The sequence below is a fragment of the Pedobacter hiemivivus genome (assembly GCF_004331685.1).
In the GTDB taxonomy this organism is placed as follows: domain Bacteria; phylum Bacteroidota; class Bacteroidia; order Sphingobacteriales; family Sphingobacteriaceae; genus Pedobacter; species Pedobacter hiemivivus.
In genome coordinates this window covers 1-20,054 of sequence record NZ_SJSM01000028.1, presented here as the reverse complement: position 1 = coordinate 20,054, position 20,054 = coordinate 1, and the positions used below count along the sequence as shown (strand labels likewise).

Genomic DNA, 20,054 nt, shown 5'->3' with positions numbered 1-20,054 from the left:
ATGTTTTTATATATATGGCAGACAACAAAGTATTAATCGTAGATGATGATAACCGGAATATTTTTGCCTTAACAGCAGTGTTAAAAGCAAGAGGTTATCAGTGTATATCTGCCACAGGGGCAGAAGAGGGGCTTGAAATTCTTACGAATGATGGCGATATTGCGGTGGTGCTAATGGACATGATGATGCCCGGGTTAGACGGGTACGAGGCCATGGCAAGGATGAGAAATAGCCCCGAACTAAAGGATGTGCCTGTGATTGCGGTTACTGCGCAGGCGATGCTTGGGGATAAGGAGCGTTGTATAAATGCCGGCGCAGCAGGCTATATTTCCAAGCCAATAGATGTAGATGAATTAATTAGGATGCTAAATCTTTATGTTTTAACGGAATAGAATTTGGACTTATCAGTAATAACCGATGAACATGTAGAAATATTGCTCTCTGATCTCTTGGAGCAGTATGGATATGATTTTACAGGTTATTCAAGAGCATCTATAAAAAGACGCATCTCCAGAATTTATACTTTAGATAGAGCTTTAAGTTTTGCTGAGTTTAGGTATAGGATTTTAAATGATCAGGCCTATTTTAAACGATTTGTGGAACAGATTACGGTTAATGTGACAGAGATGTTTCGAGATCCATCTTTCTTTCGAAAATTGAGGGAAGAAGTGTTGCCCAAGCTTGGTACTTATCCCTTAATCAGGATATGGCTGGCCGGTTGTTCTACAGGAGAAGAGGCCTACTCTATTTCTATTATTTTGAAGGAGTTGAATTTGTTGCATAAGTCACTAATTTACGCGACAGATCTTAACCCCACTGTGCTTGAAAAAGCTGCTCAAAGCATATTTGCAATGAGCCAGATGCAGCAGTATTCGGAAAACTACATTTTATCCGGAGGCACTAAAGAATTTTCAAGTTACTATACAGCAAGTTATTCTTTGGCAAAGTTTGATGATGAATTGAAGCGTAAGATCGTTTTTTCGACCCATAATCTGGTCTCTGATCATTCGTTCAATGAATTTCAGCTGATACTTTGCAGAAATGTGCTGATTTATTTCAATCGCGATTTGCAACATAATGTGTTAGATTTGTTTGATAGTAGTCTTGATGAACTCGGGTATCTGGCATTAGGATCAAAAGAAACGGTTGAATTTTCAAGAATTTCCAATAGGTATAAGCGCTTGCCAGGAGAAAAAATATGGAGAAAAGTCGGTTGATGACAAAATGTAAAGCATTTATAATTGGAGGCTCGGCGGGTAGTCTGGAAGTGTTACTTAAAGTGCTTCCAAATGTTAGGACTGATATTCCCTTTCCAATTATCATTGTGATTCATAGAAAACATGGAGTAGACTCTTTGCTACCAGCGCTCCTCTCTACGCGCACAGAACTTAAGGTTAAGGAAGTAGATGAAAAAGAAGAAATAATGGCCGGCACGGTTTATATTGCGCCCTCGGACTACCATTTACTTATAGAGCAGAATGAAACATTTTCTCTGGACTACTCGGAAAAGATCAACTATTCCAGACCAGCAATAGATGCTACATTTCAAACAGCTGCAGAGGCGTATAAAACAAAACTTGCTTGTTTGCTACTTTCAGGATCAAATTCTGATGGCGTAAATGGACTAAAATATGTCAAATCCTGGGGAGGTACCACATTAATTCAGGACCCAGATTCGGCTCAGGTAGCCTATATGCCTGCGCAGGCACAACTTAATGTAGCAATAGATCAGGTACTTACGATTGAAGATATGGCGGCATTTATAAATTTGCTATCTTAAGCCCTATATCAAAAAATGACTATGAACAAGAAAGTATTCGTATTTGATGATAATGTAGATATTTTAGAATTATGTACTATTATTTTGGAAGACGCGGGGTATGACATTAAAACGTCCTCTACATCCAATAATATTATAGATCAGGTAATGGGTTATACGCCGGATATTATCTTTATGGACAACTGGTTGCCAGATGTTGGGGGGATAGCGGCCACAAGAGCCTTAAAGTCGCATGCGGTATTGAAGGATATTCCAGTGATTTACTTTTCCGCCAATAACGATGTAAAGTCGCTGGCAGACGAGGCAGGTGCCGATGGGTATCTATCCAAGCCCTTCGACATCGAAGAGCTTGAAAAGATCATCAGTAAACATTTGGTTATTTAACACCCAAAACATCTACGCCCTGTTCGAATACAACATCTACAGGGATTCCTCTTTTGGTTAGTTTATCAAGGTCAGCCTGTAACTCTGGAGTAATTACGGCTTTTTCACGTTGTGTTTTTTCAACAGCAGCTTTATCTCCATTACCTTGAAGTGTAATGATTAAGTTGCTTAGTTTGTTCATAGAATCTTCGAATTTAACGAAGTCTACTTTGTAAGTTCCATTGTCATTTCTGATAAAGGCACCATTGTCTTTAAAAAAGTTAAAGCATTGCATATTAGCTTTTCCATGAGCACTTGCAGCACCAAACCTTACTGAGCGAAGAATGCCAGCCATATATGTCGTATAAAACTGCTTAATATCGCCTTCGAGTTCGCCTTTTTTAAGCAATCCAGTTACCATATATAGGCCCAAAACATCGGCTTTGCCTTCTTCAAGCCATGAATATTGCTCTTGTAGCGCTTCTTTAACAAAGCCTTTTCCAGTTACGGTCTTTTTTATACCTAATCCGTGTGCTACTTCGTGAAACATCACATTAGCAAAGAAAGCATCAAAGTTGATGTATTGAAGCTGGTCCTTATCTATCAGTTCCTTGGCGATTGGCAACAAAATCTTATCAAATTTGGCCTTCATCGCATTTTTTAATTGTGAACGTCTGGTTCCCTTTTTTTGTTGAATCACCTCATCATTTGGAAGGTTAACAGCTATCGTTTTAGAGCCCGCATTGCAATCTCCCGCGTAATACACCACGTCATAAGCATTCAGCTCTGAATCTGTTCCAGGTTTTTCTGCTTTGTATTTCGCATCAACAGGTAGGCCTTGTTGTAGCTGAGGCAGCATGTTTACGTATTTTGCCAGTTTTTTGCTCCATACTTTATCCTTTACCAGAACATATGCCTCATAAGAAGCACGGGCATTGAATAATTTGTCTTCGTAGTTCTCAATCGGACCAATGATCAGGTCGAGCGTGTTGGTTTTCATATCCAACCATGCATAATCACTAGCCGTGTAATTATCAGAAAGTAGTGCGTCAGCGCGTAAATTCAGATATTTCTTTAATCCCGTGTCATCGGCAAGTAAGGCTGCCTGTTTTAATAAGCTTGAAGCTTTTTGTAGTTCTGTAGCGTATAAAACATGATATGGTATGGATGTAAGCTTACCCTTGTCGTCTTTTCTAATCACCGAATATTGACCAGATTTATCTTTTACATCAGAATTTTTAAGCTCTTCTTTGGTCATACCCGCTGGGTAAAAGGTAGCGCCATCCGGTTTTGGTCCAATGCCCGAAATAAATGGTTTATCTCCGTTTAATCTATCCCAAGGGCCGTAATTGATCAAGAGGAATTCTCTGGATTTTTCGTCCTTGATGGTGCTTAACAAGCTATCGCGCTGCGGATATGCCTGTTTCCAGAACAGTTCATCCATAATCTTGGCGGCCTGGATCATTAATGGCAAGATTTTCCGGTCATTCACAGAAAGTTCGTTGATATTAGTGGTCAACTTAACCTTTTCGTAAATGGCCAGACGTTCGTCTACATACTTTTGCAAGCTGTCTTCTGTAGAAGAATGTTTTGTTGTTTTTTGATCGTTATTTCCCTGAGGTCCAGAGCATGAAGCCATCCCCATAACAATTGAGCATCCAGCAATAAAAACAGTTGCTTTGCTTATGTGTTTCATATATCAGTTAGTTTTAAATAGGTTATGAGACCGCCAAGATACCATGGGATTCATATATCGAATTATTTGCGGCTAAAATAGTAAAAAATAGTAATTTCACATTCTCTATTCCCTCAATATGGTATACCTCTATAAATTTACAAAAATTGGGCTCGTAATTGGTTCTTTATTTTTATTCGGTGCTTGCTCTATGAACAAGTATGCGGCAACGGAGAAAATCTACAAAGATAAGGCCAAATCTTTTTCTGAAATCATTAAGACGGTACCGCCTCCGGCACAAAAAATCGATGGCCTTGATCCCACAATACAATCTTGGGTAGGCTCAATTAATTTCGGTATCCGTAAGCCTAATTTTGTCATCATTCACCATACCGCGCAAAACTCTACTCAGCAAACGATCAATACATTTCTGGTAAAGGGGAAGAGTGAGGTGAGTTCTCATTACATTGTAGGTAAGGATGGTGTGGTTGTGCAAATGGTAAATGATTACTTGCGTGCCAATCATGCTGGTATAGGGAAATGGGGAAATACAAGTGACCTAAATTCATCTTCTATAGGGATAGAATTAGATAATAACGGCATTAACCAGCCTTTTACGGATGCACAGATCAAAAGTCTGGTTGCACTTCTGGATGCTTTAAAGAAACGGTACAATATTCCTACAGCTAATTTTATTGGTCATTCCGATATTGCACCGGGCAGAAAAAACGATCCAAAGAATTTTCCATGGAAGGTTTTGGCAAAGCAAGGCTTTGGTCTTTGGTATGATGATATTTTGAACTTGCCTCCAGAAGATTTTAATGCGGAATTGGCTTTGAGAGTGATTGGTTACAATACCAGCAATTTGCCAGCGGCTATTGAAGCATTTAAAATCCATTTTGTGCAAACCGATATTACCCAGGTACTCACACCGGCAGATAGACTGATCCTGTTTAATCTGTATAAAAAATACATGTAAACAACAAAGGCGCTGTTAAAGCGCCTTTGTTGTTTTTATTTTATTTATTCCCTTTTGCCCAGGCATCTTTTAAAGATACTGTGCGGTTAAACACCAGGTGTTCTGATGTTGAGTCTTTATCCAGGCAGTAATAACCTTTTCTGATGAATTGATATCGGGCATCCTTATCGGCTGTAGCCAAGTAAGGTTCGATATAAGCATGTTTAATTACATCGATACTGTTTGGGTTCAGGTAGTCCTTAAAATCGCCTTCTTCCCCATCAGGAGATTCTACAGTAAACAAACGATCGTACATTCTGATTTCTGCACTTTTCGCATGTTTGGTACTTACCCAGTGGATTGTTCCTTTAACGTTAATGCCACTAGTATCTTCACCGCTTTTAGATTCAGGGAAGTAAGTACAACGTATTTCAGTCACATTTCCGGCTTCGTCTTTTACAAAATCTTCGCATTTAACAATGTAAGCATGCTTAAGACGTACCATTGCACCAGGCGCAAGTCTGAACCATTTTTTTGCAGGCTCTTCCATGAAATCCTCACGTTCGATCCATAGTTCATTGCTAAATGGAATTTCTCTGCTTCCGCCTTTATCTTCAGCTTCAGGGTTGTTTTCTCCAATTAATGTCTCGTCTTTTCCTTCCGGATAATTGGTAATTACCAGTTTTATCGGATCTAATACGGCCATCACACGATTAGCTGTTTTATTCAGGTGCTCGCGTACACAGAATTCCAAAAGACTAAGTTCTATGATGTTCTCTCTTTTTGCAACCCCAATTCTTTCACAAAACTCACGGATGCTTTCTGGCGTATAACCGCGTCTTCTTAATCCGCTTATTGTTGGCATCCTAGGGTCATCCCATCCACTTACCACGCCTTCATTAACCAATTGAAGCAACTTACGTTTGCTCATTACAGTATAAGAAAGGTTTAAACGCGCAAATTCATATTGTTTAGAAGGGTAGATTTCTAGCTTTTCAATGCACCAATCATACAGCTCTCTATGAGAAACATACTCCAATGTACAGATGGAGTGCGTAATGGTTTCAATACTATCACTTTGACCATGTGCAAAATCATACATTGGGTAGATACACCATTTATTACCTGTACGGTGATGTTCAGCGTGTTTAATACGGTAAATTACCGGATCGCGCATAATCATGTTTGGGCTAGCCATATCTATTTTGGCCCTTAAGGTACATGCTCCATCTTCAAATTCACCGTTTTTCATGCCGGTAAATAGATCCAGATTCTCCTGAATGCTACGGCTGCGGTATGGACTATCTTTGCCCGGTTCAGTAGGTGTACCCTTTAACTCTGCAATTTCTTCAGCCGTACTATGGTCAACATAAGCTAAACCTTTTTCGATCAACTTAACGGCGTATTCGTACAGTGTATCAAAATAATCAGAAGTATATAGTTCATTTTTCCACTCAAAACCAAGCCATTTAATGTCGGCCTGTTGACTGTCAACGTATTCTGTTTTTTCGGTTACTGGGTTGGTATCATCAAACCTAAGGTTTGTATAGCCCCCGTATTTTTTTGTTAAACCAAAGTTTAAACAGATGGCTTTAGCATGGCCAATGTGTAAATATCCATTAGGTTCAGGTGGAAAACGGGTGATTAACGTCTTGTATTTTCCGCTATTTAAATCGTTCTCAATGATCTCTTCAATAAAGTTCAATGATCTTTCCTCACTCATATCAGCTGTAAATTTTTGGTCAAAGTTAACATAAAACGGCTAATTTACTTACATTTACAGCCTACTTATTACCATAAAATATGAGCAATGCAGTAAAAAGGCCTATCCGCGTTTTAGTGGCTAAGGTTGGACTAGATGGCCATGATAGGGGAGCAAAAGTAATCGCTACTTCTTTAAGGGATGCCGGCATGGAGGTTATTTATACCGGATTGCGCCAAACGCCTGAAATGGTGGTGAATACGGCCCTGCAAGAGGATGTTGACGCAATTGGGGTTTCTATTTTATCGGGTGCGCACATGACCGTATTTCCAAAGATCGTAGAGATCATGAAACAGAAAAATGTAACTGATGTTTTGCTTACCGGCGGTGGGATTATACCCGAAAAAGATATGGATAAGTTGAAAGAAATTGGAGTGGGGGAGTTATTTGCTCCGGGAACAACAATGGAGACAATCGTTAATTATATTAAAAACTGGGTTGCTGAAAACAGAAATTTTTAGATTATGACTTATCAAAATATTCTATCCGAACTAAAAGAACAGATTTTATATGTAACCATTAACAGGGAACATAAATTAAATGCTTTAAATAAAGAAACACTTGCTGAACTGGCTGATGTGATTGCTGTTGCTTCACAACAGGATGAGGTAAGGGGGGTTCTTTTAACTGGAGCTGGAGAAAAAGCTTTTGTAGCCGGGGCCGATATTTCGGAGTTCTCTGATTATAATGGCGAACAAGGCGAAGAGCTGGCTAGAAAGGGACAGGAGCTGGTTTTTAATGCAATAGAAAAATGTCCTAAACCTGTTGTTGCGGCTATTAATGGTTTTGCGCTTGGTGGTGGATTAGAATTGGCGATGGCCTGTCATATTCGTGTTGGTGCAGATCACGCAAAATTGGGTCTGCCGGAAACCTCGCTGGGTTTGATTCCAGGATACGGAGGGACACAAAGGTTGACACAAATTATAGGCAAAGGAAAGGCTATTGAAATGATTGCAACAGCTGATATGATCTCTGCAGAGGATGCAGAAAAAATCGGATTGTTAAATTATGTGGTTCCTCAATCAGAACTTATAGCGAAAGCAGAAAGCATCTTAAATCGGATCAAATTACGAGCGCCTTTAGCAATTGCAGCTGCAATAAAATCTGTCAATTCTGCATTTGATGTTGAAGCGAATGGATTTGAAATCGAAATAAAAGAATTTGGATTGTGTTTTAACACCGAAGATTTTAAAGAAGGTACGCGGGCTTTTTTAGAAAAAAGAAAGCCGGTTTTTCAAGGTAAATAGTTGATTTTTACGATTTAACTTGCTTTTTTGTCTTTTATTTCTCCATTTTATGATCTGGGTTGGGGGAATACTTACATAAAAAGTGTAGAAAATATTTCCCATAACAAAAAAAACCACATATATTTATCTCAGTATTATTCAATAAATACCTATGAGAAAAATATTAATTGTTGACGACGAAATAAATATTGGGATACTATTATCTAAATTTTTAACGCGCAATTCGTTTAGTGTATCAACTGCTACAAGCGGTGTTTCAGCGATGGAATATCTGTCCAAAGAGTATTACGATTTAGTTTTATGTGATTACCGTCTGGAAGATACCGATGGTAAGGAGATGCTTATTAAAATCAAAGAAAAGTACCCTAGAACAGGGGTAATCATTATAACTGGTTATTCAGATATCAAGTTAGCCGTTGAGTTGATCAAGCTTGGCGCTTATGATTACATCACAAAACCACTGTACCCTGATGAGATTTTGAATACAATCAATAAATCCATTGAGACTCAGATGGCGCTTAATGCAGATCCTTTACCTGAAGTTTCTGAAACACCAAAACAAAGATTTCAAAGGCAGATTTACAGCCAAACAGATAATTTTGTAGCTGGACAAAGTAGTGCCTCAAAGCATTTGTTAAAACAGATTCAATTGGTAGCCCCCACCTCCTATAGTGTAATTTTAACTGGAGAGAGTGGCACCGGGAAGGAATCTGTTGCTAAAGCCATTCACTTAAACAGTCCGAGGCGCGATAACCCATTTGTGGCTATGGACTGCGGTTCTTTAACCAAAGAGCTAGCTGGGAGTGAGTTTTTTGGACACGAAAAGGGTTCATTTACAGGGGCTCTGTACACTAAAATCGGTCATTTTGAAATGGCTAATGGTGGAACACTTTTTCTGGATGAGGTAGGAAATCTTTCTTATGATATTCAGGCGGCCTTGTTGAGGACCGTTCAGGAGCGGAAAATCAAGCGCATCGGCAGTACTAAAGAAATTGATCTTGATGTGCGGATTATTGTTGCAACGAATGAGAACCTGGCAAATGCCATTCAAAAAGGCAAGTTCAGAGAAGATTTATATCATCGCTTTAACGAGTTTTCGATCGATCTTCCTCCACTAAGTCAGCGTGGAAGAGATATTCTAATCTTTGCTAATACATTTTTGGAAGTTGCCAATCAAGAACTTAGCCGGAATGTGCTGGGCTTTTCACAAGAGGTTGAAGATTGCTTTTTAACTTATAACTGGCCAGGTAATGTAAGGGAGTTGAAAAATGTAATCAGAAGGGCGACCTTGTTAACTGAATCTCAGGAAATTCAGCTGAAGGCACTGCCATTAGAGATTTCGACTTATGCAAAGGCTAACGCCATAGAAACGACCATGTCGCGCACAGAGCGTCCAAGGGACTTAAAAAATGCGGCATTAGAAGCCGAATATGAGGCTATTTTAAAAGTGTTGAGAGAAGTTAATTTCAACAAAACGAAAGCAGCTAAAATTCTGAACATAGATAGAAAAACACTTTACAATAAAATGAGGGCCATTAACCTGGATAAATAAAGCGAATAATTATGTCAATTTTCAACTATAAGCAACGGAATAATATCAATCTTGTTATTATCATAGCATTAGGTTGTTTAATTGCGTATTCTTTGCAGGGGATTTTTGGCTCCATTTTAAGCACACTGGTCTTGTTTACCATTTTACGACCTGCATTTATGTATCTGGTCGATGTTAAGCAATGGAATAAGAGTTTCTCTGCTGTGCTATTGCTGGCAATGTCAGTTATTGTGCTCATTCTTCCATTTTATGCCCTTAGTGCGATGGTGATTAAAAAAATCGCCGAACTGCAAAGTGACCCTGCTTATTTTAAAGGCCTTCTGTTTAAGCTCCAACATTTGGTGCCGGTAGGAGAGAATATGGAAACGCTAATTGGAGAAGGTTTAAAGAAGGTCGGCACTTGGGCTGCTGACTTGTTTCCCTCGCTCATCTCGGGTGCATTTAATATTGTACTAGGGCTGTTGCTGATGTATTTTTTACTGTACTTTATGCTAGTCGAACGAGAGCGGTTTGAAAGTGCATTGATAAAATATGCACCCTTTAGGGCGCAAAATGCGCAAAGGTTTGCCGAGGAGATGCGTAACACGACTTATGCAAATGTGTTGGGACAGGGCTTTATTGCAATGGTTCAGGGTAGTTTGTTAGGTCTGTCTTTTTATTTGTTGGGTTATTCTGATCCTGTATTTTGGGGGGTAATAACTACTTTTATCTCTTTTGTGCCTGTATTGGGGCCACCTATCATTTTTGTTCCTGCCGCCTTAATACAAATTGCTAATGGCAATGACTTTAGCGGCTGGGCTATGTTGGTATTTGGTTTTCTGGTGATTATTAACATCGATAACGTGCTGAGGTTCATCATTGCGAAAAAAGTTGGAAATATTCATCCCATTATAACTGTAATTGGCGTAGTTATTGGTGTACCCTTATTCGGAATACTCGGGCTGGTTTATGGCCCACTATTGTTATCATATTTTATCCTATTGATTAAAATATACGAAACAAGCTCAATGGCTTCGGAAAGGTTGGAAAGAATTAAAACAATTTCTGAACACGAAGGGTTGTAATACTGGTGTTTCGGAGAATAAATATATCGTTAACCGTTAAAATTTAAATGTTATGAATGATAATTCAAAAGTGTTAGTTGGATTGTTGGTTGGATTAGCTGCCGGCACCGCACTGGGTTTGCTATTTGCTCCGGAGAAGGGTAGCGAAACCAGAGATAGATTAAGTCAATCGTTAAAGGATCTTGGAGATTCTATTAAAGATAAGGCCGCAGATGAGATCAATAACCTTAGTAATTTGAAAGATAAGGTCGTTAGCTCTGTTAAAAGCAAGCTACGTCAGTCTGAGGACGAATTTGTTGATGACGATTTGGAACACGCTTAAAAACTTGCAAAAACCACATCATAATGCAGGAAAATAAAGAAAAGAGTATTGAAGGCTTGTTTGACGATGCCAAAGATTATATAGATACCCGGATAGAGTATACCAGGTTGTATCTGGTAGAAAAGGTGGCGAAGATATTTGCCGATCTGGTAACGAACGCTGCCGTGATCATTTGCTTTATTTTAGCCTTTTTGTTTGGTACGCTTACTTTGGCCCTCTTTTTATCAGATGTATTAGGTAGTTATGCCCGTGGTTTTGGCTGCGTAGCTGCTCTCTATTTGCTACTGGCGCTTATTGTGTATTTTACTAAAGAGAAATATATCGAAAAGGCAATAATTAACTTTACCATCAGGAATTATTTTAATAAACTGGCAGACAAGGATGAAGAAGAAGATCAGAAAATATAATATCAACAACCTTGATGACCTGCATGTTATGGTTTCTACTTTAAAGGCCGAACATGAGCTTAAAGGTGATTTATTGCTTAAGGATACCAAAGGATACCTTAACCAATTTACTTTAGGTGGATTGATTAAGCGATATGCTACGCCCTCAGCTTTCCTTAAGATTGATGATAAGCTAAACATCAGCAGCAGCATTATGTCTATGGTATTGCCTTTTTTAATGAATACAACTTTATTTAGGGGCTCTGGATTTTTAACTAAAACATTGGTTGGCCTGGCCTCAAACAAAGTGGGGAAAACATTGGATGCGGAGCATTTATCTGCCATTTTCAATTCCGTTAAATCCTGGTTCACAGGGACTAAAAAGAAAGACGAAAAGACGCCACAATATGTGGATTACGGGATTCCACCCGATAGTGAGACTTATTAGTTAAGCACTCCCGGTATTGTTATAAACCAAGAAAGCCAGACATCTCGTCTGGCTTTCTTGGTTTTAACCTTAATCTTATGCTAAACTGTTGATTTTATTTTTAATTCATTCAATTGCTTATCGTCAATTGTAGAAGGGCTATCAATCATTACATCTCTTCCTGAGTTGTTTTTAGGGAAGGCAATTACATCCCGGATACTATCCAGACCTGCGAAAATAGAGCACAACCTGTCAAATCCAAAGGCAATACCACCATGTGGAGGAGCACCAAACTCAAAAGCATCCATTAAGAACCCAAATTGTTTTTGTGCTTCTTCTGGAGAGAACCCTAAGTGTTTAAACATTAAGGCTTGAAGTGTTCTGTCATGGATTCGGATTGAGCCACCACCGATTTCAGTACCGTTTACCACCATATCGTAAGCATTGGCTCTCACATTTTTCGGATCGGTATCTAATAAGGCGATATCTTCCGGTTTTGGTGACGTAAAAGGATGGTGCATAGCATGGAAACGCTCTGATTCCTCATCCCACTCTAATAGCGGGAAATCAAGCACCCAAAGGGCACTGAATTTATTTTTATCACGTAAACCTAAACGAGTACCCATCTCCAGACGTAGCTCGCTCAACTGCTTGCGTACTTTATCTGTATTTCCTGCCATTAGAAGCGCTAAGTCGCCAGGTTGGGTGTTTAGGGCTGCCGACCACTTTTTAAGCTCATCTTCGCTGTAAAATTTGTCTACAGAAGATTTTAATGAGCCGTCTTCATTGTGTCGCATATAAATTAGACCTGTAGCACCAATTTGCGGACGTTTAATGAAGTCAGTTAGTTCGTCAACCTGCTTGCGTGTATAGCTCGCACAACCAGTAGCATTGATCCCAATTACCAGCTCTGCATTGTCAAATACAGGGAAATCTTTTCCTTTAACCAGCTCAGTTAGCTCTACAAACTGCATCTCGAAACGAGTATCAGGTTTGTCAGAACCATACAAACGCATGGCGTCAGCATATTGCATTCTTGGAACTTCTGGCAAATCAAAGTCTTTCAGGTCTTTGAATAAAGTACGGATCAACCCTTCAAAAGTATTTAATATATCTTCTTGCTCAATAAACGACATTTCGCAGTCAATCTGCGTAAATTCTGGTTGTCTATCCGCACGTAAATCTTCATCTCTGAAACATTTTACAATTTGGAAATACCTGTCGAACCCAGAAACCATTAGCAATTGCTTAAAGGTTTGAGGCGATTGAGGTAAAGCGTAAAACTCACCCGCATTCATTCTGCTTGGTACAACAAAATCTCTTGCGCCTTCTGGTGTAGATTTGATCAAGACAGGGGTTTCTACTTCAATAAAGTCTAGTCCATCTAAATAACGACGAACGGCCTGTGCCATTTTATGACGTAAAATCATGTTATTACGGACAGGGTTTCTACGCAAGTCTAAATAGCGGTATTTCATACGTAAATCATCACCACCATCAGTTTCATCGTCAATCATGAAAGGAGGCAACTTTGCCGCGTTTAATACCTCGAGTGCAGTGATTTTTATTTCCACTTCACCTGTTGGCATTTTAAGGTTTTTGTTAGAACGCTCTACTACTTGTCCGATTGCTTTGATTACAAATTCACGGCCCAAATTACGGGCAGCTTCGCACAAATCACGATTGTCATCCATATTGAAAACCAATTGAGTAATGCCGTATCTGTCGCGAATGTCTATGAAAGTCATTCCTCCTAAATCTCTTGATTTCTGAACCCAGCCACACAGGGTTACATTTTCGCCCAGGTTCTTAATGGTTAAAGCGCCGCAAGTAGTTGTTCTTAACATTATTATTAAAGTATTAAGCGGCAAAAATATTCATTTTGAACCACATATTTCAAACCGGAATGATTTTACTTGTTATATTCAAGAATTTTTAAATAAAGATGCAACGTTTCTGAATTTGCATTGTCATATATAACGAATAGCAAAATATTGGAAATCGCATACATAGATAAGCACATCGCTCTTGTAGATCAATGCAGGAAGGGAGACCGTAAGGCACAATTTGAAATTTACAAATTGTATGCTAAGGCTATGTACAATGTGGCGTATAGGATTGTGAATTTTGACGAAGAAGCTGAGGATATTTTGCAGGAAGCTTTTTTAGATGTTTTTACAAGGATTGACAGCTTTAGAGGTGAAACAACATTTGGTTTATGGTTAAAGCAAATTGTAATCAATAAATCCATCAATCAGCTGAGAAAAAGGAAAGTGGATTTTGTAAATATTGATGATGTGGAGGTTGCAGAGGAGGAGGAACCGGATTTATATAGTTTGGAGCTAAAGGCAGAAGAAATCAGGCAAGCTATTATGGGGCTTCCTGACAGATATCGGGTAGTGTTGAGTTTGTACCTGCTTGAGGGGTACGACCATAGTGAGATTGCTCACGTATTAAAGATTTCTGAAGGAACATCACGCTCACAATTTATGCGGGCTAAACTAAAATTGAATGATTTTTTGATAAAGGGAGGGGTAAAAGATGAAAAATATTGAGGATTACATAAGAAAAAATAAGGCAGATTTCGATGTTGAAATACCATCAGATAAACTTTGGGGAAGAATCGACGCTGGGTTGAATCAGCAAAAAATAAATAGCAACAGAAAGTTTCCGTTTTGGTTAAGCATAGCTGCATCTGTCCTATTGGTTGTAGGGGGAGTATGTTTATTCAAGTTTTATGTTAGAAATGACCGATCTGAACTTTCGGCGATAAATTCAGGATACAAAAAAGAGGAAATGAAGTTTGCCAGCTTGATTGAGGAAAAAAAGGACAGCTTGCTGATTTATGCAAAAGACAATCCTGATTTGTATAAAAAATTTAACGAAGATCTTAATGGATTGGATAAGGATTATGAACGGTTAAAAAATGAATTGCGGCGTAGTCCAGATCGAAGATTGGTAGTTAAGGCGATGGCCCAAAATCTGGAAACGCAATTACAGATTGTCAGCCAGCAATTATCCGTGATTAGTCAGGTTGATAATTATAGAAGGGAAAATCAAATATGAAAGGGTTAAGGGGAATAATTAGCATTATCATTTGTCTCGTTGGATCTATTGGAAGTCAGTGTATTTATGCTGCTGAGACAAAAGTGGCTCCATACACTAGGCCTGGTTCGCTAGTAGGACGCGAAATTGATGAGCAGGATCCTGGGGTAAGTAAAATCAGTAAGACCTTTGCTGTAAATGCCTCTGATAAAGTTATTTTAGATAACCAGTATGGCACATTAAACGTTAGAACATGGAATAAGAATGAGGTTCGGCTTGATGTGATTGTGTATGGGAGTCCTGAATTGGATGCTCGGAAATTATCAGAGTTTGTTACTGTAAATGCCATTAAAAATGAGGGCGTAGTAATTTTAGATACAAAACTCTCTGGGAGTAAACGGCTAAATGGAAAGAAAATCAGGGTAGAATTTATGGTCTATATGCCTGAGACAAATAATTTGAAGCTATTACATCAATACGGAAATGTAAGTATAGGTGATTTTACAGGTTCAGTTGTTGCAGGAGTACAATACGGAAATTTCTCGGCAGGAGATCTGAAAAATAGTAATAATGATCTTTCCATCAGTTATGGGAGCACGGCGATTAAAAGTATCAACAAAGCGAAAATCTCGCAGGAATATGGAAATGGTTTAACGATAGGAAGCGTTGGGACATTGTCTCTTAATTCGTCTTATGCGGCTGTAAAGATCAATACGATTCTAGAAAAAGCCAATATTTCACTAGAATATGGCGCGGGGCTAGTTATTGGCACAGTTGGCCAATTGACGCTGGACGCTGCTTATGCCAATGTTCGAATCGGGACAATTAAGAATTATGCTAAAATTTCGCATCAATACAGCGACCTCAACATAGGTGTAGCCAATGGGGTAAATTTAAATGCACAATACAGCAATGTAAAGCTAGGGCGTTTAAATGGCGATGCTAAGCTGAGTATCCAATACAATAGTTTAAATATTGAGGATGTAAATGTTGATTGTCAGTCCTTAATTGTTGACTGTGCTTATGTAAAAACCAACATTAAATTTAACAGTAATTATAACGGTAGTTTAGATGCATCTACCAGCAATTCATCGCTTAATTACGGGGCCGGAATTTCAGTGAAAGTTGAAGGAGATAAGCAGAATCGACGGTATACAGGCAAGATAGGTGCCGGAGGGAATGCGAAAGTAAATCTCGTTTCCAGCTACGGATCGGCCGTTGTCAATTGAAAAATTAGCACGCACAACTCAATTGCTTTTTGATTTATCAACAAGCTTTTTTATATCTTAGCGGCTATAAAATTACCATATGGAACTTTTAAGCAGCCCAGAGGCCTGGATCTCACTTTTAACCCTAACCGTTCTTGAGATCGTTTTGGGGATAGATAACATTATCTTTATCTCTATTCTGTCTGGTAAACTACCTGCACACCAGCAAAAAAAAGGACGTCAGGTTGGTTTGGCTTTAGCAATGATTACTCGCGTTTTATTGCTTTTGTCCCTAACATGGGTAATGAGCTTAACTGCACCATTGTTTAATCTTGGTTCGCTGATTAACATTACCGATTCAGAATGGCTTGGTAAATTGGCTATATCTGGTCGCGATCTAATCCTGATTATCGGCGGATTGTTCTTAATCTATAAAAGTACGCACGAGATCCACGATAAGTTGGAGAGTGAAGAAGAAAAGGAAATCAAGGGAAAAGTATATTCTTTTTCTGGTGTGATTATCCAGATCTTATTGTTAGATATTGTTTTCTCTTTAGATTCTGTAATTACTGCTGTAGGTATGGCAGAGCACGTAGAAATTATGATCGCTGCAGTGGTTATTGCTGTAATTATTATGATGATATCCGCAAGTGCCATTAGCAATTTTGTGAATAACCACCCTACGGTAAAAATGTTGGCTTTATCCTTCCTGTTGCTAATTGGAGTTTCATTATTGGCCGAAGGATTTGACCAGCACATACCAAAAGGATACATTTACTTTGCGATGGCCTTCTCTATTTTAGTAGAAATGCTGAATTTGAAGATGAAGAAAAATGCGAAGAAGCCAGTTGCGCTTCGTAATGTCCCAAATGAAAACGAAAATAAAGCCTAATTTTTCTGCATGATTTCTTTTTTTGAGGCCTCACTGGCCGAATTATCTATACACCGTATCGGAAATAAATCCGAAGATGAGTTTTACGTATTGTCTGAAAAATCAATTGCGATCAGAGACATTACACTGAGCAATTTACTACAGCAGTACTTTTTAAGCCCTTATGAAAAGGTAAATGAGGTATACCGTTTTATTCATCCCAACGGTGATTTAAACCTGAATGAAACCTATCATTTCGCTACAGAGATATTTGCAAATGGCGAAACGTTTCATGAGAATAGTAAACAGCTGGCTAAGTACCTTTACGACGTGTCAGGGCACCCAAAAATTAAATCTGGGGAGCTTTATGTGGCCTATTTTGAGAATGTACAAATAGAAGGAGAGCTTCACGATGCGATCGGAATCTTTAAATCTGAAACGAAAGAAAGCTATTTAAAAGTTTTTCCTGAGCAAGATGGCTTCGGTTTAAGTTATGAGCAGGAAGCAATAAATATCAATAAACTGGACAAAGGTTGCTTGATTTTTAATACGGATAAAGAAGAAGGATTTAAAGTTGCTGTAATTGACCAAAGAAGTGCAGAAGCGGTATACTGGAAGGATGAGTTTTTGAAGCTTAAAATCAGAAATGATAGTTATAATCAAACCGCAGGTGTTTTAGGGGTATATAAAAACTTTGTAACCGAGAAGCTGGATCAGGAATTTGATATTTCAAAGGCTGATAAAATAGATCTGCTTAACAAATCGATGAAATACTTCAAAGAAAAGGAAAGCTTTGACATCGAGGAATTTTCTAATGAAGTGATTGGCAATGCGGAGGGCATAGAATCCTTTAAAACCTATAAGAAGAATTTTGAAGAGGAGTTTGACCAGCCTATTCCGGACAGTTTTGATATTTCAGGTGCTGCGGTGAAAAAGCAGGCCCGGGCTTATAAAAGCGTATTAAAGCTGGATAAGAATTTCCATATTTATATTCATGGTGACAAAGAACTAATCGAAAAAGGTTTTGATGACGATAAATCCATGAATTATTATAAGGTTTTCTTTAAAGATGAAGAATAAGGCAGTACTAGTTTTGTTTCAGATTAAGCATTATAATGCTAATATTTAAATAAATCCTGCTTAATTTTTCGATACTGTAAAAAATATTTGAATTATTCTAACATTTTTGCGGAATTGCTTTGCTCATAATTAGAAATAAATGGTAGATTTATTTTTTAAGTCAAACGTTTAAGCCAAATATGAGTCAAGAACCACAACAAAGCAGTATTTTTAAAGTTATAGGCGCCTCCTCCCTGGGGACGCTGATTGAATGGTATGATTTCTACATTTTCGGAAGTTTAGCCACCATTATTGGATCACAATTATTCCCCGCAGATGCTGGGGCTTCTGCCTTAATTAACACATTAGCCATTTTTGCAGCTGGTTTTATCGTGCGCCCTTTTGGAGCATTGGTATTCGGTCGCCTTGGCGATTTGATTGGCAGAAAATATACCTTCTTATTAACCCTTGTGTTGATGGGCGGTTCGACCTTTCTCATCGGATTGATTCCTTCCTATTCAAGCATTGGTTATGCAGCACCTATATTGGTGTTAATATTACGCCTGATACAAGGCTTAGCCCTGGGTGGCGAATATGGCGGAGCGGCAACTTATGTTGCTGAACATGCGCCAGCAAACAAGAGGGGTTTTTTTACCAGTTGGATTCAAACTACCGCTACGGGAGGATTATTTCTTTCTCTGGGAATCATTGTGGTGACCAAAAACTTGGTGGGTGCAGAAAGTTTTGCTGAGTGGGGCTGGAGAATACCATTCCTATTGTCTATCCTATTGGTTGGTGTTTCTATCTATATCAGGATGAAGATGCATGAGTCGCCAATGTTTACCAAGTTAAAATCAGAAGGTAAAGTATCTAAAAACCCATTAAAAGAGAGTTTTAATAACAAAACGAATTTTAAAATGGTACTGCTTGCCCTGTTTGGCGCTACAATGGGACAAGGAGTGATTTGGTATACAGGACAGTTTTATGCACAATCATTTATAGAAAACACCTGTCATGTTGATTTTAATGATTCGAGATACATTCTTTTGTGGGGCATTGCCTTTGCGACTCCTTTCTTTGTGATCTTTGGATCCTGGAGTGATAAAGTAGGTCGCAAGTGGATTATGCTAGCAGGAATGCTCTTAGGTGTAATATTTTATAGACCGATATATCAGATCTTTCTGGACGATACCGATGTTTCAAAGATTGAGCAAAAGGATATCAAAGAGGTTTCTAACCCTGTAGTTACCCGGACTGCCGTTGTGGGAACAACAGACAGTTTGATTACCACCAGTTCAATGGTCACCTTATTGGATGGAACTTCATTTAACAAGATACAATCGCATACTAAGTTCGCGGATGTAAGTAAGCCTGCCGTAGAATTACCAGATGCTTATAAAGATAAAAAACTATCAACGCCTATTTTCTGGAAGTTTGTATTGTTGATTTTCTTCCAGATATTACTGGTTACGATGGTTTATGGGCCAATAGCTGCCTTTTTGGTCGAGCTGTTTCCTACCAAGATCAGATACACATCCATGTCTTTACCTTATCACGTTGGTAATGGTGTTTTTGGAGGCTTGGTGCCGTTTATTGCTACACTTATTGTCAGTTTCCAGGGAGCTACGCCTTTGTCGGGCTTATGGTATCCAATAGGGATAGCGGCTTTGAGTTTAGTTATAGGAACAGTGTATTTATCTAATAAAAAGCCAGATCACAACGAGGGCGAATCAGAAAACCATTAAAACATTTAGATCATGAACGCAATAAAAAAAGCATTAGGAGTAGTTTGGATCATATTGGGTCCTGCGTCTATCATATTTATGTTTATGCAAGCCATAGAGAAAGTAGGCTTAGCCGAAGAAGGTGTGCATAGAACAAATACAGCATTGCAATGGGGGATTATCCTCTTCATTTTTATCCCAATCAGTGCCGGTCTAGTCATATTTGGCTATTATGCGCTGAAAGGAGAGTATGATAAATTGCCGGAAGAATAACGGGGCTTTATAATTATAAAAAAAAAGAGTGTGATAACACCAGTCATGGTCGGAAGAAATTCCGACCATTTCTTTTATGTCTTGAAAAACAGTCCAGGATCTCCTCCACATTGTACGACAATTAAAGCCATTGCCAGGTCTCTGACTTCCATAGCTAGTCTTCTTTTAGCCGTTTTATAACTTAGGTCGTTAGCTTTTTTATACATCAGGACCATCATTGCCACAATTAAGGTCATGTATAAGATGATCTGTATTCCATTCTTGTTCAATGAGATAAGGTGACTTAGATTGAGTTCCTGTTTTAAAAAACGAAAGAATACCTCGATATCCCACCGCCG

The 20,054-nt window shown here is 38.7% G+C and carries 22 protein-coding genes and 1 pseudogene; 19 read left to right on the top strand and 4 right to left on the bottom strand.

Annotated elements, in window-relative coordinates; translation table 11 throughout:
* Positions 1-14 precede the first annotated feature (14 nt).
* The 4 genes from EZ444_RS24190 to EZ444_RS24175 are packed head-to-tail and all read left to right on the top strand — an operon-like array spanning position 15 to position 2,164.
* Positions 15-392 carry a response regulator gene (locus EZ444_RS24190; RefSeq protein WP_131612217.1) on the top strand — a complete coding sequence of 126 codons (378 nt, stop codon included), beginning with the start codon at positions 15-17 and terminating at the stop codon, positions 390-392.
* 3 nt (positions 393-395) lie between these two features.
* Positions 396-1,217 carry a CheR family methyltransferase gene (locus tag EZ444_RS24185; RefSeq protein WP_131612215.1) on the top strand — a complete coding sequence of 274 codons (822 nt, stop codon included), beginning with the start codon at positions 396-398 and terminating at the stop codon, positions 1,215-1,217.
* Entirely contained in the window at positions 1,217-1,780 is a 564-nt protein-coding gene (locus EZ444_RS24180) for a chemotaxis protein CheB (protein WP_225874832.1), read from the top strand. The genes EZ444_RS24185 and EZ444_RS24180 overlap by 1 nt, the downstream gene beginning before the upstream one ends.
* A gap of 21 nt (positions 1,781-1,801) precedes the next feature.
* Positions 1,802-2,164, top strand: a complete 363-nt coding sequence (locus EZ444_RS24175) for a response regulator (protein ID WP_131612211.1) — start codon at positions 1,802-1,804, stop codon at positions 2,162-2,164.
* Here the strand turns inward: EZ444_RS24175 and EZ444_RS24170 are convergent.
* Positions 2,157-3,839: a dipeptidyl-peptidase 3 family protein gene (locus EZ444_RS24170; RefSeq protein ID WP_205945344.1), complete on the bottom strand. Its 1,683-nt coding sequence runs from the start codon at positions 3,837-3,839 to the stop codon at positions 2,157-2,159. The two genes, EZ444_RS24175 and EZ444_RS24170, sit on opposite strands and share 8 nt — an antisense overlap.
* 190 nt (positions 3,840-4,029) lie before the next feature.
* On the opposite strand from EZ444_RS24170, the gene EZ444_RS24165 reads away from it, so the two are divergent.
* On the top strand, positions 4,030-4,797 hold the full coding sequence (locus EZ444_RS24165; RefSeq protein WP_225874831.1) for an N-acetylmuramoyl-L-alanine amidase: 768 nt from the start codon (positions 4,030-4,032) through the stop codon (positions 4,795-4,797).
* Positions 4,798-4,837: 40 nt separating this feature from the next.
* Here the strand turns inward: EZ444_RS24165 and EZ444_RS24160 are convergent, their stop codons facing one another.
* Positions 4,838-6,499: a glutamine--tRNA ligase/YqeY domain fusion protein gene (locus EZ444_RS24160; protein WP_131612207.1), complete on the bottom strand. Its 1,662-nt coding sequence runs from the start codon at positions 6,497-6,499 to the stop codon at positions 4,838-4,840.
* 80 nt (positions 6,500-6,579) lie between these two features.
* On the opposite strand from EZ444_RS24160, the gene EZ444_RS24155 reads away from it, so the two are divergent.
* The 7 genes from EZ444_RS24155 (at position 6,580) to EZ444_RS24125 (ending at position 11,557) form a co-directional block, all read left to right on the top strand.
* Positions 6,580-6,999 (top strand): cobalamin B12-binding domain-containing protein, encoded by a 420-nt coding sequence (locus EZ444_RS24155; RefSeq protein ID WP_131612205.1) that lies wholly within the window; start codon positions 6,580-6,582, stop codon positions 6,997-6,999.
* A gap of 3 nt (positions 7,000-7,002) precedes the next feature.
* Positions 7,003-7,785, top strand: coding sequence for an enoyl-CoA hydratase/isomerase family protein (locus EZ444_RS24150; protein WP_131612203.1), 783 nt, complete (start codon positions 7,003-7,005; stop codon positions 7,783-7,785).
* 151 nt (positions 7,786-7,936) lie between these two features.
* Complete coding sequence (locus tag EZ444_RS24145) at positions 7,937-9,337, top strand: sigma-54-dependent transcriptional regulator (protein WP_131612201.1); 1,401 nt, start codon at positions 7,937-7,939, stop codon at positions 9,335-9,337.
* Positions 9,338-9,348: 11 nt separating this feature from the next.
* A complete protein-coding gene (locus EZ444_RS24140; protein WP_131612199.1) occupies positions 9,349-10,401 on the top strand; it encodes an AI-2E family transporter in 1,053 nt (350 codons plus the stop codon).
* A 52-nt stretch (positions 10,402-10,453) separates the two neighbouring features.
* Positions 10,454-10,723 carry a YtxH domain-containing protein gene (locus EZ444_RS24135; RefSeq protein ID WP_090783244.1) on the top strand — a complete coding sequence of 90 codons (270 nt, stop codon included), beginning with the start codon at positions 10,454-10,456 and terminating at the stop codon, positions 10,721-10,723.
* Positions 10,724-10,746: 23 nt separating this feature from the next.
* Entirely contained in the window at positions 10,747-11,130 is a 384-nt protein-coding gene (locus EZ444_RS24130) for a phage holin family protein (RefSeq protein WP_131612196.1), read from the top strand.
* Entirely contained in the window at positions 11,105-11,557 is a 453-nt protein-coding gene (locus EZ444_RS24125) for a hypothetical protein (RefSeq protein WP_131612194.1), read from the top strand. Before EZ444_RS24130 ends, EZ444_RS24125 begins: the two co-directional genes overlap by 26 nt.
* An 80-nt stretch (positions 11,558-11,637) precedes the next feature.
* On the opposite strand, the gene aspS is transcribed toward EZ444_RS24125, so the two are convergent.
* Complete coding sequence (gene aspS, locus EZ444_RS24120; protein WP_131612192.1) at positions 11,638-13,383, bottom strand: aspartate--tRNA ligase; 1,746 nt, start codon at positions 13,381-13,383, stop codon at positions 11,638-11,640.
* 147 nt (positions 13,384-13,530) lie between these two features.
* Here aspS and EZ444_RS24115 point away from each other — a divergent pair, with 147 nt between their 5' ends.
* The 7 genes from EZ444_RS24115 to EZ444_RS24085 all read left to right on the top strand — a co-directional run bounded on the left by EZ444_RS24115 (position 13,531) and on the right by EZ444_RS24085 (position 19,716).
* Positions 13,531-14,091, top strand: a complete 561-nt coding sequence (locus EZ444_RS24115) for an RNA polymerase sigma factor (protein ID WP_131612190.1) — start codon at positions 13,531-13,533, stop codon at positions 14,089-14,091.
* The gene (locus tag EZ444_RS24110) at positions 14,078-14,602 is read left to right on the top strand and encodes a hypothetical protein (protein ID WP_131612188.1); all 525 of its coding nucleotides are present in this window, start codon (positions 14,078-14,080) and stop codon (positions 14,600-14,602) included. Before EZ444_RS24115 ends, EZ444_RS24110 begins: the two co-directional genes overlap by 14 nt.
* Positions 14,599-15,810: a hypothetical protein gene (locus EZ444_RS24105; RefSeq protein WP_131612185.1), complete on the top strand. Its 1,212-nt coding sequence runs from the start codon at positions 14,599-14,601 to the stop codon at positions 15,808-15,810. Before EZ444_RS24110 ends, EZ444_RS24105 begins: the two co-directional genes overlap by 4 nt.
* Positions 15,811-15,889: 79 nt before the next feature.
* On the top strand, positions 15,890-16,681 hold the full coding sequence (locus tag EZ444_RS24100) for a TerC family protein (protein ID WP_131612183.1): 792 nt from the start codon (positions 15,890-15,892) through the stop codon (positions 16,679-16,681).
* A gap of 9 nt (positions 16,682-16,690) precedes the next feature.
* Complete coding sequence (locus tag EZ444_RS24095) at positions 16,691-17,740, top strand: nucleoid-associated protein (protein WP_131612181.1); 1,050 nt, start codon at positions 16,691-16,693, stop codon at positions 17,738-17,740.
* 179 nt (positions 17,741-17,919) lie between these two features.
* Positions 17,920-19,464 carry an MFS transporter gene (locus tag EZ444_RS24090; RefSeq protein WP_131612179.1) on the top strand — a complete coding sequence of 515 codons (1,545 nt, stop codon included), beginning with the start codon at positions 17,920-17,922 and terminating at the stop codon, positions 19,462-19,464.
* A 12-nt stretch (positions 19,465-19,476) separates the two neighbouring features.
* Positions 19,477-19,716: a DUF6814 family protein gene (locus EZ444_RS24085; protein WP_131612177.1), complete on the top strand. Its 240-nt coding sequence runs from the start codon at positions 19,477-19,479 to the stop codon at positions 19,714-19,716.
* A 74-nt stretch (positions 19,717-19,790) separates the two neighbouring features.
* Here the strand turns inward: EZ444_RS24085 and EZ444_RS24080 are convergent.
* Positions 19,791-20,054: pseudogene (locus tag EZ444_RS24080) on the bottom strand (IS4 family transposase); the annotation flags it as partial.

Bases quoted from the DNA above. Each gene is read 5' to 3' on its own strand.
- EZ444_RS24095 (WP_131612181.1), top strand. From the start codon at position 16,691: ATGATTTCTTTTTTTGAGGCCTCACTGGCCGAATTATCTATACACCGT.
- EZ444_RS24175 (WP_131612211.1), top strand. From the start codon at position 1,802: ATGAACAAGAAAGTATTCGTATTTGATGATAATGTAGATATTTTAGAA.
- EZ444_RS24170 (WP_205945344.1), bottom strand. From the start codon at position 3,839: ATGAAACACATAAGCAAAGCAACTGTTTTTATTGCTGGATGCTCAATT.
- EZ444_RS24180 (WP_225874832.1), top strand. From the start codon at position 1,217: ATGACAAAATGTAAAGCATTTATAATTGGAGGCTCGGCGGGTAGTCTG.
- EZ444_RS24155 (WP_131612205.1), top strand. From the start codon at position 6,580: ATGAGCAATGCAGTAAAAAGGCCTATCCGCGTTTTAGTGGCTAAGGTT.
- EZ444_RS24130 (WP_131612196.1), top strand. From the start codon at position 10,747: ATGCAGGAAAATAAAGAAAAGAGTATTGAAGGCTTGTTTGACGATGCC.
- EZ444_RS24190 (WP_131612217.1), top strand. From the start codon at position 15: ATGGCAGACAACAAAGTATTAATCGTAGATGATGATAACCGGAATATT.
- aspS (WP_131612192.1), bottom strand. From the start codon at position 13,383: ATGTTAAGAACAACTACTTGCGGCGCTTTAACCATTAAGAACCTGGGC.
- EZ444_RS24110 (WP_131612188.1), top strand. From the start codon at position 14,078: ATGAAAAATATTGAGGATTACATAAGAAAAAATAAGGCAGATTTCGAT.
- EZ444_RS24085 (WP_131612177.1), top strand. From the start codon at position 19,477: ATGAACGCAATAAAAAAAGCATTAGGAGTAGTTTGGATCATATTGGGT.
- EZ444_RS24135 (WP_090783244.1), top strand. From the start codon at position 10,454: ATGAATGATAATTCAAAAGTGTTAGTTGGATTGTTGGTTGGATTAGCT.
- EZ444_RS24150 (WP_131612203.1), top strand. From the start codon at position 7,003: ATGACTTATCAAAATATTCTATCCGAACTAAAAGAACAGATTTTATAT.
- EZ444_RS24140 (WP_131612199.1), top strand. From the start codon at position 9,349: ATGTCAATTTTCAACTATAAGCAACGGAATAATATCAATCTTGTTATT.
- EZ444_RS24090 (WP_131612179.1), top strand. From the start codon at position 17,920: ATGAGTCAAGAACCACAACAAAGCAGTATTTTTAAAGTTATAGGCGCC.
- EZ444_RS24125 (WP_131612194.1), top strand. From the start codon at position 11,105: ATGAAGAAGAAGATCAGAAAATATAATATCAACAACCTTGATGACCTG.
- EZ444_RS24145 (WP_131612201.1), top strand. From the start codon at position 7,937: ATGAGAAAAATATTAATTGTTGACGACGAAATAAATATTGGGATACTA.
- EZ444_RS24105 (WP_131612185.1), top strand. From the start codon at position 14,599: ATGAAAGGGTTAAGGGGAATAATTAGCATTATCATTTGTCTCGTTGGA.
- EZ444_RS24160 (WP_131612207.1), bottom strand. From the start codon at position 6,499: ATGAGTGAGGAAAGATCATTGAACTTTATTGAAGAGATCATTGAGAAC.
- EZ444_RS24165 (WP_225874831.1), top strand. From the start codon at position 4,030: ATGAACAAGTATGCGGCAACGGAGAAAATCTACAAAGATAAGGCCAAA.
- EZ444_RS24100 (WP_131612183.1), top strand. From the start codon at position 15,890: ATGGAACTTTTAAGCAGCCCAGAGGCCTGGATCTCACTTTTAACCCTA.